The 16,678-nt window shown below is 48.5% G+C and carries 14 protein-coding genes; 8 read left to right on the top strand and 6 right to left on the bottom strand.

Features of this window, described 5'->3' with window-relative positions; translation table 11 throughout:
* Nucleotides 1-206 precede the first annotated feature (206 nt).
* The 4 genes from HMPREF9944_RS08140 to rbfA all read right to left on the bottom strand — a co-directional run bounded on the left by HMPREF9944_RS08140 (nt 207) and on the right by rbfA (nt 4,401).
* Nucleotides 207-1,217: a phosphatase PAP2 family protein gene (locus tag HMPREF9944_RS08140; protein WP_008565674.1), complete on the bottom strand. Its 1,011-nt coding sequence runs from the start codon at nt 1,215-1,217 to the stop codon at nt 207-209.
* Complete coding sequence (locus HMPREF9944_RS08135; protein WP_008565673.1) at nt 1,218-2,213, bottom strand: NAD-dependent epimerase/dehydratase family protein; 996 nt, start codon at nt 2,211-2,213, stop codon at nt 1,218-1,220.
* 470 nt (nt 2,214-2,683) lie between these two features.
* Complete coding sequence (locus HMPREF9944_RS08130; RefSeq protein ID WP_019968395.1) at nt 2,684-3,919, bottom strand: FtsX-like permease family protein; 1,236 nt, start codon at nt 3,917-3,919, stop codon at nt 2,684-2,686.
* 137 nt (nt 3,920-4,056) lie between these two features.
* A complete protein-coding gene (gene rbfA, locus HMPREF9944_RS08125; protein WP_008565668.1) occupies nt 4,057-4,401 on the bottom strand; it encodes a 30S ribosome-binding factor RbfA in 345 nt (114 codons plus the stop codon).
* A gap of 282 nt (nt 4,402-4,683) precedes the next feature.
* Between rbfA and HMPREF9944_RS08120 the strand changes: the two genes are divergently transcribed.
* From HMPREF9944_RS08120 to HMPREF9944_RS08110, 3 genes are read left to right on the top strand one after another with little or no spacing between them, the layout of a single operon-like run.
* On the top strand, nt 4,684-6,690 hold the full coding sequence (locus HMPREF9944_RS08120) for an OPT family oligopeptide transporter (RefSeq protein ID WP_008565667.1): 2,007 nt from the start codon (nt 4,684-4,686) through the stop codon (nt 6,688-6,690).
* A 32-nt stretch (nt 6,691-6,722) separates the two neighbouring features.
* Nucleotides 6,723-7,931, top strand: coding sequence for a GDP-L-fucose synthase family protein (locus HMPREF9944_RS08115; RefSeq protein ID WP_008565666.1), 1,209 nt, complete (start codon nt 6,723-6,725; stop codon nt 7,929-7,931).
* A 15-nt stretch (nt 7,932-7,946) separates the two neighbouring features.
* Entirely contained in the window at nt 7,947-8,942 is a 996-nt protein-coding gene (locus HMPREF9944_RS08110; RefSeq protein ID WP_008565665.1) for a type I phosphomannose isomerase catalytic subunit, read from the top strand.
* A 134-nt stretch (nt 8,943-9,076) separates the two neighbouring features.
* Here HMPREF9944_RS08110 and HMPREF9944_RS08105 read toward each other — a convergent pair whose 3' ends face one another.
* Nucleotides 9,077-9,673 (bottom strand): NUDIX hydrolase, encoded by a 597-nt coding sequence (locus HMPREF9944_RS08105; protein WP_008565664.1) that lies wholly within the window; start codon nt 9,671-9,673, stop codon nt 9,077-9,079.
* Between the two features lie 668 nt (nt 9,674-10,341).
* On the opposite strand from HMPREF9944_RS08105, the gene leuS reads away from it, so the two are divergent.
* Genes leuS through HMPREF9944_RS08080 form a run of 5 tightly spaced genes read left to right on the top strand, consistent with a single transcriptional unit; the run spans nt 10,342 to nt 15,765 of the window.
* Nucleotides 10,342-13,248: a leucine--tRNA ligase gene (leuS, locus tag HMPREF9944_RS08100; protein ID WP_008565663.1), complete on the top strand. Its 2,907-nt coding sequence runs from the start codon at nt 10,342-10,344 to the stop codon at nt 13,246-13,248.
* Nucleotides 13,249-14,211, top strand: a complete 963-nt coding sequence (locus HMPREF9944_RS08095; protein WP_008565662.1) for a YitT family protein — start codon at nt 13,249-13,251, stop codon at nt 14,209-14,211. It begins immediately after the preceding gene.
* On the top strand, nt 14,208-14,819 hold the full coding sequence (locus HMPREF9944_RS08090; protein WP_008565661.1) for a non-canonical purine NTP diphosphatase: 612 nt from the start codon (nt 14,208-14,210) through the stop codon (nt 14,817-14,819). The genes HMPREF9944_RS08095 and HMPREF9944_RS08090 overlap by 4 nt, the downstream gene beginning before the upstream one ends.
* Before the next feature lies 1 nt (nt 14,820).
* Nucleotides 14,821-15,324 (top strand): hypothetical protein, encoded by a 504-nt coding sequence (locus HMPREF9944_RS08085; protein WP_008565660.1) that lies wholly within the window; start codon nt 14,821-14,823, stop codon nt 15,322-15,324.
* Nucleotides 15,325-15,339: 15 nt separating this feature from the next.
* Nucleotides 15,340-15,765 carry a hypothetical protein gene (locus HMPREF9944_RS08080; protein ID WP_008565657.1) on the top strand — a complete coding sequence of 142 codons (426 nt, stop codon included), beginning with the start codon at nt 15,340-15,342 and terminating at the stop codon, nt 15,763-15,765.
* A gap of 169 nt (nt 15,766-15,934) precedes the next feature.
* Here HMPREF9944_RS08080 and HMPREF9944_RS08075 read toward each other — a convergent pair whose 3' ends face one another.
* Entirely contained in the window at nt 15,935-16,534 is a 600-nt protein-coding gene (locus HMPREF9944_RS08075; protein WP_044113540.1) for a hypothetical protein, read from the bottom strand.
* Nucleotides 16,535-16,678: the final 144 nt, after the last annotated feature.

Genomic DNA, 16,678 nt, shown 5'->3' with positions numbered 1-16,678 from the left:
AAGGGAGGGGAGAAAAGGCTTGAGAGGCTTGTTATGGCCTATGTATTGTTTGCTTTATTATCTTTATTTCTATATCAATTATATGTTATCGTTATTGAAAAGTCAACCGCAATCTTCCGCTTTTTACAACTTTCTTTCCTTGGAAAATCAATGATTTTTGTTTCTAAATACGTTAAACAGGAGATGCAAGAAAGTTCGAGCAATTGTCATCTCCCCTCCCTTCGGGAGGGGCCGGGGGTAGGTTTTGAGCTGTTGAGGAGGCTCCCTACTCCATAAAACACCACGCCCGTGACCACTCCCGCAATGGCATCAATGACGTAATGTGCCTGAATATACACCGTAGCCATGCAGAGAAACACGTAGAAAGGCAATAGGGAGAACAGCAGTTTACGGCTGCCGCTACGCCAAGCCAACAGCATGCAGATGGTGCCCACGCCCACATGACTGCTCGGAAAGGCTGCCGTGGGGCGTTCACCTGCAGCCTTTGCGTCTTCAACAAGGCCGTAGAAGAAGCCTTGTGTATAGCCGGGAGCCGGCAAACAGTCCTGATGATGGTTAAAATAATCGCCCACATTGGGGAATATTCCCTGTGCGACATGCTGCAAACCGATGGCCTTATAATAAAAGGTAGGGCCCACAACGGGCAGCAAATCATAGATTGTGTAGTAGGCAAAAAACGAACCTAAGATGATAAAAGCAGCCTTTTGAAGGTCTCCATAACGCTGAAAGAAGTAGTAAAGCAGCACGACGGCAATCATCGGATAATATGCCGCATAACCGCAATCCATCAGTTCACTCACGATAGGCGAGGGGAAAGTGCGGGCAAATTCCAATGCGGGCTGGAAGCCGAAAAGCTGCTGTTCCCACGTTGCAAACACGTGGTCGAGGTTCGGAAACATGCGGTTAATCTCATAGGTGTCGGGATACCACCACGCCAGCATAGCCATTTGGGCGCCCACACGGACAAACATGGTCAGCTTACAAGGCAGCATTCGGTAGGCCGCCCACAGGAGTATCGTCATCGCACCCACGCGTATCCGCCCCCAAATCATGGCTTCGGGGTTGACGAGCTTGGTCGAAGTGAACAGCACGATGAGCAGTGTAAAGGCGATATAGCCCAATACTACCCACTCAAAAGGCAGCAATCCTTTATGTTCGGCCGTCCAACCCTTACCCTGCCAAGGCCATGTTGCGTTCTTTTTCCTTCTGTTTCCCATTTACAACCAATTGTTCTCCTTATACCAACTGATGGTCAGTTGCGTGCCACGCTTAAGGTCGTATTGCGGATGGAAGCCCAGTTCGTCTACTGTCGGCTCTATGTTGCAACGCCAGTTTCGCTGTTTCAAGATGTTGTATTTGTCGTTGTTGAGTGCCGAAATCCTGCCCGTCATGTGTCCGATGTGCTCACCAAAGAACGTCACAAGGCGCAGAACCCACACCGGAACCCTGAGTCTTATCCACCAAGGACGGCCCAAACAGTCGTGAATCAAGTTGCTGAAGTCGGCCGATTGATACACATTACCGTCGCTAAGGAAGTATTTTCGGCCGTCACGACCACGGTCGAGGGCAAGGAATACGGCTTGAACTACGTCGAGAACATAGACAAACGTGATGTCCTGACGCCTGAAACCCACCGAGAAGTCCACGTGTCCTTTGATGCTTTTCGCCATGAGGAAATAGTCACGTTCACGCGGACCGTACACCCCCGTGGGCCGTAATATAATGTAAGGAAAGTCGTTTCCCACACTATCGAGGAACTTCTCGGCCTCCAATTTGCTCTTTCCGTACGCGGTATTCGGGCGAGGAATGTCGTCTTCGCCTATCTCTTGATAAGGTTGTTGCTCCTTGATTGCCCCGTAAACACTAAGACTACTCAAGTAAATAAAGCGGCGGATAGGCATCTCGAGTGCCAAAAGAGCACGTACAAGATGGCGCGTTCCGTCGGTGTTGATCCTGAAGAACTCCTCTTTGTTGAGGCACTTTGTGACGCCTGCGGCATGCACAACGTAGTCGAATGTGTGCCCGGTTAACTGCTTCTTCAGTTCATCTTCATCGGAGAAATCAAGTTCAATGAAGTTGATGCGCGCGTCAGTGAGATACCTTCTTGAGCTGCTTTTCCTCACAGCGGCCCACACTTCCATCCCTCTGTTGAGTGCTTCCTCCACGATAAAGCTGCCAATGAAGCCACTGGCACCCGTTACTAATATTTTCATCAAATAGCTATTTCTGGGGCAAAATTAATGGAAATTCCATGAACCGCAAAGGATTTTAGTGATTATTTAGGCTTAGAACGGATATAGATGCATTGTCGTACTGCTTGCAGTCAGGCGGTCAAAAGCGCAATAGCTTTAGCATTGATAGGCTAAAAACGGCTGTTCGCTATTTCAATCTCAGCTTATTATCGTGCAAAATGGCTGTGAAAAGAATGTAGGGACGCACGGCTTGTGTGTCCGCTTAAGTTGAATCATGAGCTAAATACACGGCTATATAGAGCGGACGCACGAGCCGTGCGTCCCTACTTCTCTTTCATTGATAACCAATAACTTACATCTCGCGTTCCAATATCAGCCATTTCGCCGTGCAATCTCACCCATTTTATCGCGTAATATAGCCCATATTGCGCGGCAATGTGGCTGAGATTGAAAAGCGATTAAACAAATGTGGGGACGCACGGCCTGCGTGGTCATCGGGTGGCGAGCAGGAAAGCAAGGCTTCGCTTCACGGGATACCACACCGAAAGCCAGCCCACGGCAATCACCGTGAGGAAGATCAGGACCACATCATCGTAGTGCACGCTGACAGGATAGGCGTTGACGACGAAGCTACCACTGCTGCTGCCGAGCGAAACGAAGCCATATTGCTGTTGAAGCCAGCAGAGCAAAAGACCCAATCCGATGCCGATAACGGCGCCGAAAGCCGAAATCATGCGACCTTCAAACATGAAGATTCGGGTGATTTGTCGGTCGTTTGCCCCCATGTTTTGCAGGGTCGTGATGTCGTTTTTCTTGTCGATGATGAGCATGGAGAGCGAACCTATGATGTTGAAACAGGCCACAATGAGAATGAAAGTGAGGAAGATATAAGCGATATACTTCTCGATTTGCATGATCTTAAACGTGTCTTCCTGTTGCTCAAAGCGGTCTTTTACCTTGTATTTCTCGCCCACAATAGCTTGCATTTCACGCTTCACTGCATCGAGATCGCTGCCATCTTTGAGTCTGATTTCAAGCGAAGAGAGTCGCCCCTGCTGCCCAAAAAGGTTGCGGGCAAAGGCTATCGGGGCGATGATATAGTTCTTGTCGTATTTGCTTTGGTTCACCGAGAACACCACACCGGGCGACAATAGCGAGTCAACCACGAAGGCTCCGGCCGGATTTGTGGCGTCGAACTGTCCCTCTTTCTGTGGGGCATAGATGCGAAGATAGTCGCCGAAGCGTGCACCTGTGCCCAAGGTGGAGGCCAATCTGATGCCCATCACGCCGTATTGGAGGTTGCCTGCGTGCAGACTATAGGTGCCGTCGCCATAGAGAATGTCCTTGATATGCGTCAATTGGTCGAAGTTATCGTCGACACCTTTCACGATAACCATGGCTTGATGCCCGTTATAGAAGGCCAAGGCTTGGTCTTCCACGCTCTCTGTTGCCACGTCTACGTCGGGCAAGGCCTTTACTTTTGCGAGCAAAGGGTCGTCACTTGGGGCCGTTTTCCCTTGGGTCGGAACGAGTTCAATCTGCGGGTCGAAGTTCGTAAAGAACGTGGCTACCAAGTCATGGAAGCCGTTGAAGACACTCAAAACGATGACCAATGCCATCGTAGCTACGGCAACTCCGATCACCGAAATAATGGATATGACGTTGATAACGTTCGTACTCTTCTTCGAAAAGAGGTAACGACGGGCAATATAAAATGGGAAATTCATAAAAAGCCTCATTCAACCATTTCCCCGGATACCCACCCCAACCCTCCCAAAGGGAGGGAGTCCTTGCTTGAAGCCTGTTTGTAGAGGGGAAATCTCACTGCCAGAACTCCCTCCCTTTGGGAGGGTTGGGGTGGGTGTTAGGGTTGTTTGTTTTTTAATAGCTCATCTATCCGCTCGATATAGTCCAAACTATCGTCGATAAAGAAGCGGAATTCGGGAATGATGCGCAGCTGATTGTGCATGCGACGGCCCACTTCGTAGCGCACGGTCTTCTCGTTCTTCGTGATGTTTCCGACGATTTCCTCACCTTTTTCACTGGGGAAGATGCTCAGATAGGCCGTACAAACACTCAAATCCGGGCTGATTCGCACGCGTGTCACGCTGACCATCACGCCGTGCATGGCGCGTGTCTGCTCCTGAAAGATTGTTGCCAGCTCCTTTTGCAACAGTCTTGATATGCGATTTTGTCTTGTTTCCTGCATCGTTTTTCTATATTTACAGTAAAGATATGGCTAACAAAGACAGTGAAAGCTTGCTTCCAAATTGTCGGGTGCAGCGATATCTTTTGCAAAGATAATGATTTTTCCCGTCAATCTGTGCGGTTGTGGTTGCTTTTTATGATGCTTTCAATCATCAACGGCGCGTTTTTTGTCGCCTGACTTTGCTCGGTCGCCATCGAAAGGTGGCTTTTCCGATGAGCAAATCCGGCTGATTATTTTGATATTCACTACTTTTCCGTTACCTTTGTACCATAAATCAAGATTATGGAACAGGAGAATAAGGACTTAAAGGCAGTGGAACTGCCCGAGAATGCCTTTCGCGAACTGAAGGAAGGCGAGCAGTATGAACCGGTGATGCGGGGCGAAGTATGTCCCGAAGTGAATGGCTGGTCGGTGATATGGGGCATATTAATGGCCGTTTTGTTCTCTGCTGCGGCCGCTTATCTGGGCCTGAAAGTGGGCCAAGTGTTCGAAGCTGCCATCCCGATAGCCATCATTGCGGTGGGTGCTTCGACTGCCGCAAGGCGCAAGAATGCCTTGGGCGAGAACGTCATCATACAGAGCATAGGGGCTTGTTCGGGTGCAGTCGTGGCCGGAGCTATCTTCACTTTGCCCGCTATTTACATTCTTCAGGCCAAGTATCCCGAGATGACAACCTCCTTCTTCAACATCTTTATGGCCTCAGCCTTGGGCGGAATCCTCGGTATTCTGTTCCTTATTCCGTTCCGAAAATACTTTGTCAGCGACATGCATGGCAAGTATCCGTTCCCCGAAGCGACTGCAACAACGCAGGTATTGATAAGCGGTGCCAAGGGAGGAGCGCAGGCCAAGCCCCTCTTGATAGCCGGTCTTGTGGGCGGACTTTACGACTTTATCGTCGCAACCTTGGGTTGGTGGAATGAGAATTTCACGAGTCGTGTGGTCGGAATCGGGGCCGAATTGGCCGATAAAGTCAAGGTAGTTTTCAAGGTAAACACTGGAGCTGCCGTGCTTGGTTTAGGCTATATCGTTGGCTTGAAGTATGCCCTTTACATCTGTTTTGGCAGCTTGGCCGTGTGGTGGTTGATTGTTCCGGGCCTCTCCCTCTGCTTTCATGATCAAGTGTTGAACGCATGGGACCCCACAATCACGCAGACTGTGGGAAGCATGAGCCCTGAGATGATATTCCGATCCTACGCCCGAAGCATCGGTATCGGGGGCATTGCGATGGCCGGTATCATTGGGATTATCCGCAGTTGGGGCATCATTCGTGATGCCGTGGGGCTTGCTTCGCGCGAGCTGAAAGGCAAAGGAACGAGCTTGAATGACGTGAAACGCACGCAAAGAGACCTCAGTTTCAAAATCATTGCCATAGGAAGTATAGTCGTGTTAGCACTCACTTTCTTCTTTCTCACAGGCGTTATGCACGGGAATTTGTTCTTTGCTGTCGTCGGAATACTGCTGGTGACGGCCATAGCTTTCCTTTTTACCACCGTAGCCGCCAATGCAATAGCCATCGTTGGCACCAATCCTGTGTCGGGAATGACGCTGATGACGCTCATCATTGCAAGCATTGTGCTGGCCGGAGTGGGCCTGAGAGGACCCTTGGGAATGCTGGCTGCGCTCATCATGGGCGGCGTTGTTTGCACGGCATTGAGCATGTCTGGCAGCTTTATCACAGACCTTAAGATTGGCTATTGGCTTGGGTCTACACCGCAAAAGCAGGAGAGTTGGAAGTTCTTGGGCACCATAGTGAGTGCCGCAACGGTTGGAGGAGTGATGATGTTGCTCAACGAAACCTATGGATTTTCAACGGGACAGCTTGCTGCTCCACAGGCCAATGCGATGGCAGCCGTGATAGATCCGCTTATGAACGGGGTGGGGGCGCCGTGGATTCTCTATGGAATCGGTGCGCTGTTGGCTGTCGTTCTGACGCTTTGCAAGGTACCTGCGCTCGCTTTTGCACTGGGAATGTTCATTCCTTTGGAGTTGAATGTGCCGTTGGTTGTAGGCGGTGCCATCAATTGGTGGGTAACTTCGCGCAGCAAGGACGCCGAGGTGAACAAGCAACGTGGTGAACGTGGCACGCTCATTGCCAGCGGATTCATTGCCGGCGGAGCCTTGATGGGCGTGGTGAGTGCGCTGTTGAAGTTCGGTGGATTTGATGTTTGGCTGGCAGACATGGGCCTTTCAGTGCCCGAAACATGGTGGGCAAACCCATTAAGCGAGGTATGTTCGCTCGCAGCCTACGTCTGTCTGGTTCTCTTCTTCGTTCGGATTACCCGCAAATGACATATATATAATAAGGTGTAAGCAACAAGAGTATGACATTAAATAAAGACAGCAAGATTTATATTGCAGGCCATCACGGACTCGTGGGCTCTGCCATTTGGAAGAATTTAGAGCAACGTGGCTACACAAATCTGGTGGGACAGAGTCACAAAATGCTTGACTTAACGGACCAAAATGCCGTGAAACAGTTCTTCAATGTCACCCGACCTGATGCCGTAGTTTTGGCCGCTGCGTTCGTCGGAGGCATCATGGCTAACTCGCTTTATCGCGCGGATTTCATCATGCAGAACATGAAAATGCAATGCAATGTGATTGAAAACGCTTACAAATATGGCGTGAAAAAACTGCTATTCCTTGGCTCCACGTGCATCTATCCCAAGAATGCACCGCAGCCGATGCGCGAGGATTGCCTGCTCACTTCACCTTTGGAATACACCAATGAGGAGTATGCTATCGCCAAGATTGCAGGACTTAAGATGTGTGAAAGCTACAACTTGCAGTACGGAACCAACTATATTGCCGTCATGCCTACCAATCTTTACGGACCCAATGACAACTTCCATTTGGAGAATAGTCACGTGATGCCGGCCATGATGCGTAAGGTTTACTTGGCCAAACTCATTCATATTGGCGACTGGGATGCCCTGCGTAGCGATATGAATAAGCGTCCCATTAATCCCCCAAACAGCCTCCGTGAGGTCATAGGGGCAGGCAATGTAGATGGCAACAGCACGAAAGAACGCATGCTGAAAGCCCTGGCTTTCTATGGCATCGAGGACAATCGAGTGACGCTATGGGGCGACGGTAGCCCGCTAAGGGAGTTCCTTTGGAGCGAAGATATGGCCGATGCCAGCGTGCATGTGCTGCTGAATGTCGACTTCAAAGACATCATCGGCATCGACAAATACTCCTCCGTTTGCTACGGAGTAAAGGCAAATGGAGTCGTTGACCGCAACAATTCGGAAGGCCGGGGCGGTGCTATTCCGTCGTTGGGTGAGATAAGAAACTGTCACATTAACGTAGGAACAGGCAAGGAACTCTCCATTCGTGAGCTGGCAAACTTGGTTGTTCAGGCGGTCGATTTCAAGGGAGAAATCATCTGGGATGTCTCAAAACCCAACGGAACCCCACGTAAACTCATCGACGTGGAGAAGCTGCATCGCCTCGGTTGGACACACAAAGTGGAAATCGAAGAAGGCGTGAAAATGCTCTATGAGTGGTATCGTGAGCGCCTGAAATAACCAATGTATAATGATATGGAACATTTTTATCCACTGCTTTTCGAGCCCAATCTCCACGAAACCGTGTGGGGCGGAGACCGCTTAACCACTTGGAAAGCCCTTCCGGCCCACGCATCTCCCGTGGGAGAATCATGGGAAGTGAGTGCCGTTCCGTCGAGCATCGGCATCGTAGCCAATGGTCCTTACAAGGGCACAGACCTCGTTTCGCTCATCAACCGCAGCCCCGAAGCCATCTTGGGTGGCCAAGTTTCGCGGCAATACAAGGGGAAAATGCCGCTCTTGGTGAAGCTGATTGATGCGCAACGTGACCTGAGTATTCAGGTCCATCCCAATGACGAAATGGCGCAAAGAGTGCATGGTAAGTTCGGAAAAAGCGAGATGTGGTATATCATTTCAGCTGATCCCGGCGCTTATCTTTACGTGGGGTTCAACCGCAAAATCGATGAAACCGAATGCAAACAACGCATCGCCGACGGCACCATCACCGACGTATTGGCCCGCCACGAGGTGCATCCGGGCGACGTGTTCTACATTCCTGCCGGCCGTGTTCACGCCATCGGGGCCGGCATTCTGCTGGCCGAAGTGCAGCAAAGCAGCGACCTTACCTATCGCATCTACGACTATAACCGACCCGGAATGGACGGAAAACCGCGCGAACTGCACACGGATTTGGCCACAGAAGCCCTCGATTATCATGTCGAAAGCGACTATCGGACGCACTATTCCCCCACAGATGAGGGGGCCGTCTCCTTGCTTTCAACCCCTTATTTCACGATAGATTTGGTCGAAACATCAGTGCCTTTCCACCGCAATCTCACCCAACATGACAGCTTTGTCGTCGCCATGTGCCTCGCCGGCGACTGCAAAATACGCGTCAGAACGACGGGAGATGAAGTCTTGTTGCACGAGGGGTTCAGTTGCATGATCCCTGCCGTTGTGGCCGATTACGACCTCATTCCCGTGACCGGACACACTAAAGTGCTCGACGCCTACATTGCCAACAAGCCGTAAGGCCTTGTAAATGAGGCTGCCCATCGCTTGCTTCTCGCTCGTAGACAGGCTTGTATAGGAAACAATCGCCAACAAAATGCTGGCATCAATCGGCATCGTTTCCCCCCTAAAATAGTCATCCGGATTTGTCTGTGCTATTGCTTGACACTCCCGGAAAGTACGGTTTTCATTTTTTTAGCTCTTTTCATAAAGAATTTGAGCAGCGGAGCCACCATCATGGCCTGTAGAAAGCAACCTTCATCAAGCATCTTCCACACTTCTTCCGGCCGTTTCAGCATCACTTCTATGTCTTCCGTGGCATCTAAATGACGTGTACCGATGGGCTCAACGTCCTCGGCCAAGAAGCAATAACACGTGTTATCCATCGCTCCGGGATTGGGACAAAGCTTCAAAAACGGCGTCCATCGACCACCTGCGTAGCCCGTTTCTTCTAACAATTCGCGCTGGGCTGCATCAAAGGGCGACTCACCCGGCTCCACACAACCGGCCACAATCTCTGTTCCGACGCGTCGAATGCCATGGCGATACTGCCGTTCCAAGATCATCATTCCATCGGTGGTGAGCGCGATAACGTTTACCCAATCGGGATAATGTAGCACATAATATTCGTCATGCACCCTGCCGTTGGGCAGCCTTACGCGGTCTTTCGTCACGTTGAGCCACGGACGTTTCATGACGGTTTCACTATCGAGTAGTTCCCATTCCATTTCTTTGTCAGTGCGTTGTCTCATGTTTTTGTTCGTTTAATCGCCCGTAAAGTTAAGCAAAAGAAACCGAACAGCATGAAAAGCTCACCTGAATTTATGTCAAAGATACCACGCACATGCGGAGATTCGAGAATAATCAGAACATCAATATGGCCTGTTTTCTCCCTTATATTTTCCGATGTTCTTTGATAAACCGCTTGCGGTTAGGTGACAGAAAACCTTTTAAAGGAAGACGAGAAAAACCTTTATGAGGTAAAAAATCAACCATTTTACCATGCAATAGGGTAGAGACGGCGATGTAGGGACGCACGGTTCGTGCGTCCGCTCAAGGTGAATAGCAGTACAAACACACGTTTATTGAAGCGGACGCACGAGCCGTGCGTCCCTACATACAGTCAATCGGACAGAGGCATCGGCCACGTTGATAACCAACGACTTACACCTTGCGCTTTCATCTCACCCATTTTACCGTGCAATATGGGCCATATTACCGTGCAATATGGCTGGAAATACCGCGCAATAAGACTGATATTGCAACGCCATCTTACGGCTGTAAAAAAACGGGCGGCATGGAATTATCCGTTGTGCATGATAATTTCTGAATTAAAAACATTACCTTTGTAGACATTATTTCATGACGCGCACGGGCGAAACACAAAAACAAAGGAATAAAAATAAAATAAAACAGGCAAATGGATTACAACTTCAGTGAAATAGAAAAGCGATGGCAGCAGGCTTGGGCAGCCAACCGGACCTACAAGGTGACGGAAGACAAGTCGAAAAAGAAGTTCTATGTGCTCAATATGTTCCCTTATCCGTCGGGAGCGGGACTGCATGTGGGCCACCCCTTGGGCTACATTGCGAGCGACATCTACGCACGTTTCAAGCGATTGCAGGGCTATAACGTGCTCAACCCCATGGGATATGACGCCTATGGCCTGCCCGCCGAGCAGTATGCCATTCAAACGGGCCAGCATCCTGCCCTCACCACCGAGACAAATATCAATCGCTACCGAGAGCAGTTGGACAAGATTGGCTTCTCGTTCGACTGGGACCGCGAAGTACGCACCTGCGATCCGGGCTATTATCACTGGACACAGTGGGCATTTGAGAAGATGTTCGATAGCTTCTTCTGCAATGAATGCGGGCAGGCGCGCCCCATTGCCGACCTCGTCAGGCACTTTGAGGCCGTAGGAACCGAGGGTGTGGACGCCGCCGAGACCGAATCGCTTCACTTTACGGCTGAGGAATGGAAGGCCATGAGCGAACATGAGCAGCAGAAAGTGCTGATGAACTATCGCATTGCCTATCTGGGAGAGACGATGGTCAACTGGTGTCCGGCCTTGGGAACGGTGCTTGCGAACGACGAAGTGGTGAACGGTGTGAGCGAACGTGGGGGCTATCCCGTCGTTCAGAAGAAGATGCAGCAGTGGTGTCTACGTACTTCGGCCTACGCACAACGCCTGCTCGACGGACTGGAAACCATCAACTGGACCGACTCTATCAAGGAAACACAACGCAATTGGATAGGACGTTCGGAAGGAACGGAGATGGAATTCAGCCTCTCCCCCAGTCCCTCCCCGAAAAGGGAGGGGAGTAATGAGCCTAATATGCCAGACACAGAAGACCATTTCACGATCTTTACGACGCGGGCCGACACGATTTTCGGCGTCACGTTCATGGTATTGGCCCCCGAGAGCGAGCTGGTTGAAAAGCTGACAACGCCGGAACAGAAGGCCGAAGTGGCCGAATACCTTGCCTATGTGAAGAAGCGCACCGAGCTTGACCGCATGAGCGACCGCAAAGTGACGGGGGTTTTCAGCGGAAATTACGCACTTAACCCTTTCACGGGAGACAAATTGCCCATTTGGATTTCTGAATACGTGCTCGCAGGCTATGGAACCGGGGCCATTATGGCTGTTCCTGCACACGACAGTCGCGACTATGCCTTCGCTAAACACTTCAATCTGCCGATTATCCCGCTGATAGAGGGGGCCGATGTGAGCGAAGAGAGCTTCGACGCCAAGGAAGGCATCGTGATGAACTCGCCACGTGAGGGCGTAAAGACACCCGATGGGTTCAGTCTCAACGGCAAGACGGTGAAAGAAGCCATTGCCGCCACGAAGGAATTTGTGACGAAACACGGGCTGGGACGCGTGAAAGTGAACTACCGTCTGCGTGACGCCATCTTCTCGCGCCAGCGTTATTGGGGCGAACCGTTCCCGGTTTACTATAAGGATGGGCTGCCTTACATGGTTCCGGAGGCGTGTTTGCCGCTCGAACTGCCCGAAATCGACAAATACGAGCCCACGGAAACGGGCGAACCTCCGTTGGGACGTGCCAAGAAGTGGGCGTGGGACGAAGTCAAGAAACAGGTGGTAGACAAGGCACTCATTGACAATAAAACCATATTCCCGCTCGAATTGAACACCATGCCGGGCTTCGCTGGCAGCTCGGCTTACTACCTGCGCTACATGGACCCACACAATGCGCATGCCCTTGTGGGCAAGGCAGCCGACGAATATTGGCAGAACGTAGACCTCTATGTGGGCGGAACGGAGCATGCAACGGGCCATCTTATCTACAGTCGCTTTTGGAATAAGTTCCTTTTCGACTGTGGCGTGAGTTGCAAGGACGAGCCTTTTGAGAAGCTCATCAACCAAGGTATGATTCAAGGACGGTCCAACTTTGTCTATCGTGTCAATAGCGACGACCATTCAAAGGCCCCGGTTTTCGTTTCAAAAGGACTCAAAGACCAATACGACACGACTCCTATTCACGTGTGGGTGAACCTTGTGAAGAACGATATCCTCGACACCGAGGCCTTCAAACAGTGGCGTCCCGAATACAACAACGCCGAGTTTGTCTTGGAAGACGGCAAGTATGTCTGTGGTTGGGCCATTGAAAAGATGTCGAAGAGCATGTACAACGTGGTCAACCCCGACGATATTATCAAGGAATATGGCGCAGACACGCTGCGATTATACGAGATGTTCCTTGGTCCGGTAGAGGCCGCCAAACCTTGGGACACCAATGGTATCGACGGATGTCACCGTTTTCTCAAGAAGTTTTGGAACCTTTTCTGGGAGCGTGGCAATGAAAACAAGTTGATAATCGACGATGTTGAGCCCTCGAATGAAAGCCTCAAGAGCGTACATCGGCTCATCAAGAAGGTGAGCGAGGACATTGAGCGGTTCAGTTACAACACTTCGGTATCTGCTTTCATGATTGCCGTCAACGAACTCGGCCAACAAAAGTGCCACAACCGCCGGTTGTTGCAGACCATGGTTGTTTTGTTGGCTCCGTTTGCGCCCCATATAGCCGAGGAACTGTGGCATGTTTTGGGCAACAAAGGAACCGTTTGCGATGCCGAATGGCCGAGTTTTGACGCGGAATATCTCGTGGAAAGCGACGTGCAGCTCACCATTAGCTTCAACGGAAAGGCCCGTTATCAGAAGACATTTGCAGCAGATACCGACAATGCCACCATCGAAAAAGAAGTGAAAGCCGACGAGCGTAGCCTGAAATATCTTGAAGGTAAGCAGATTGTAAAGGTGATTATCGTTCCGAAGAAAATCGTTAATATAGTTGTTAAATAAATGTTTGAGAAGATCAAATACTGGGACGAGGTAAAGGACTACCTCTTCATTACGCTCGGTATCATGATGTATACCGTGTCGTTCACCGTGTTTCTCATGCCTTATCAGATTGTGGCGGGCGGCGTAACGGGCTTTGCGGCCATCATCGACTATGCAACGGGCTTCCATATCCAGAACACTTATATCATCATCAACATGGCGTTGCTCGTGGTGGCACTGAAAGTGTTGGGCTTCAAGTTCATGTTCAAGACCATCTACGCCATCTTCCTGCTTTATTTCATGCTGATTGTGGCCCAAGACATCATTCCCAAGCAGCCAAACGGCTACCCTATCAAGCTGTTGGGCGAAGGTCAGGACTTCATGTCAATGGTCATCGGTTGCATCATCACGGGATTGGCGCTGTCCACTGTGTTCTTGCACAATGGTTCCACGGGCGGGACGGACATTATCGCTGCAGCTGTCAACAAGTACCATAATGTCTCGCTCGGAACCGTGTTGATTGCGATTGATTTCTGCATCATTGGCAGCTGTATGTTCTTTCCGCAGTTCGGAACCTACTTGGAACGGGCCCACAAAGTGATGTTCGGTCTGTGTGTGATGACGCTCGAGAACTTCTCACTCGACTATGTTATGAATGCAAGACGGGAGAGTGTGCAGTTCATGATCTTCTCAAACAAGTATCAAGAGATAGCCAATGCCATCGGAATGGAGACCGGACGCGGCGTAACCATACTCGATGGGCACGGCTGGTACACGGGAAAGGAGATGAAAGTGCTGTGTATTCTGGCCAAGAAGCGCGAAAGTACCGACATCTTCCGGCTCATCAAGTTTATCGATCCCAATGCTTTCGTCAGTCAAAGTAGCGTCGTCGGTGTCTATGGAGAGGGTTTCGACGAGATGAAAGTCAGGATAAACAAGAAGCTCGAGGCCACAAAACACAAACATAAACACTTGGAAACATGAAGATTGTATTTGCAACCAACAACCTACATAAGCTCGATGAAATCCGAAAGATACTCGGAAAGTCATTTGAAATCGTCTCTCTGAAAGACATCGGTTGCGATGTTGACATTCCCGAAACGGGGACTACGCTCGACGAGAATGCTCACTTGAAAGCCAAATATATCTACGACCACTACGGACTCGACTGCTTTGCCGATGACACGGGGCTGGAAGTGGAGGCCTTGGGTGGCGCACCGGGCGTGCATAGTGCCCGTTATGCCGAGCAAGATGACCACAACAGCGAGGCAAACATGGCCAAATTGCTGCACAATATGGCCGATATTACCTGCCGAAATGCCCGCTTTCGCACGGTAATATCACTCATTCAACACGATGCCGACAATCCCCTTCGCTATCGTGAGTCGCTCTTTGAAGGCATTGTTGAAGGACAGATTGCCACCGAAAAGCGTGGCACGGCCGGCTTCGGCTACGACCCTGTATTCATTCCCAACGGCTATGCCAAGAGTTTTGCTGAACTTGGAGAGGCAATCAAGAACAAAATCAGCCACAGAGCAAGGGCCGTGGAGAAGTTGAAAAGTTACCTCTCCTCGTTTCTTAAGGTGAAGTGAAATGAATAAGTTAATACCTATATACATTCTTGTAATTGGGACAATCCTCCTTTGTGGTTGCACATGTCACTTTCCTGAAAAGGTAGAACGGTATATTTCACGACATGATATACTGGATGACAAGGGGAATGGTGAGTTGGATTTACGCAAAGCATTGGATATAGACTATGACACGATGTATGTTTTTTGTTCATTTACTCCGCTAAACGGCGTTCAAAACATCATTGGAATAAAAGACTATGGGGACTCGGAAGACCCTTATACGGCACTTATTGCGTCGGATTCTGGAATGTGTAGAATTATTTTCATAAAGAACAATAGCGTTGTATATGAGGATGATTATTACTATTACAAATATAGGTTAAGTTTGCAATTCGAAACCTTTCGCAAAATAAAAGGGAATGGTATCTTTGATGGCCAATCGATTTCCGTATATGGCTACATATCTACAAAACACCATTTCACGGTAAGCAGAGGTTCGGATGATGAATATATCATGAAATAAACAGTACTTACATAAATGAAAGAGGGGTTGGTTCTAAATACGGCATACAACGACTTTATTCTTGATGCTGATATTTCAAATTATTTGTATAAGAACCACACAAAAGAGGTTTACAAAGAATCTACATTCACAAATCGTTCTTATCATTTTTATGATGATGGAATAGATGTTTGGTGCGATAATGACGGACGAATCAATACGATTCGGTGTGCTTTTTCTTGTTTTTATCAAGGAATAGACTTAATCGGCCTTCCATTTCAAACCTTTTTATCTGCAATTCGTGTCCTTCCTGATAATTATGAGCAAATATATTTATTAGTTAATGGGCGTGGACAAAATCAACATGTTTATGATTTTTCAACCATAGGATTGCAAGTTTGGGTATGGAGACAAAAAATCAAGAGTGTATTGATTTATAAAGTGATTGAGGAAGCACGATGAAAGAGAAGGAAAATGAGAAAAAGCAGTCTTTTATTTGTATTTTTATGGCCCACTTATGTTTGCGTCGCTCAAACGAATAATACAGTATTCGGCCTTCTGAAAGGTTCAATTACCCTATAAAAAGAATAAAATTGAGTTATAATGACGTGAGTTCGTCATAATGGTTTCACTATTCTTGATAGTCAAAAGTTATAACTTTTGCTGAATTAAAATCAGAGAAGTCTTCAACGAAATTAGGATAATATATCAAAGTGAGTATGTTGTCTTTTATTTTCATTTCTACAGAATACATCATAGGATTGTCAAAAGCGAAAATAGCCTTCTTTTCTTTTGTGAAAATATTGTATGCAAACAAAGTGTCTACACTCATGTACAAACAAAACGAACCACTATCGTCAAAACAGACGGCCTCTGAGTTTCTTAGATTTCTCTCTATACAATCTGATTGTAACTCGGTTGTATTAAAATATTGAATTTCTCCTACAGTAGAAAAATCATCTGCATTTTGATATTTAGTAATGGGAATGATAATCCCTGTAATCTTCTTCGAATTATACTGAATTTTTCCAACAGATAAAATACTGTCTATTTGATAGACAATATTCTTATCTTTGTCTATTTTGAGTCGAAAGTAATTGGACTCTCCCTTATTCAATGACACAAGTGGCTGTAAGATGCAACTTGTTCTTTTATTGATATGGATTATCTTGTATCCTTTTAAATCAATATATGAGATTCCAAAGGATTTAAGTAGCATATCCCTTTCCATAGACTGCCGAATCTTAACAGAAGGATCTTTGTGGAACGAGCTACAACCTATGCAACATGCCATTGTAATAATAAGCCATAAATATTTCACCATAGATAAAGTAAACTGCTGTTTTTGTCAGACTTCCTTTGCTCATGTTTTCAG

It is taken from the genome of Segatella maculosa OT 289, assembly GCF_000243015.1.
GTDB classification, from domain to species: domain Bacteria; phylum Bacteroidota; class Bacteroidia; order Bacteroidales; family Bacteroidaceae; genus Prevotella; species Prevotella maculosa.
The sequence above is the reverse complement of the archived record's forward strand: the minus strand, read 5'-3'. Positions and strand labels throughout refer to the sequence as shown.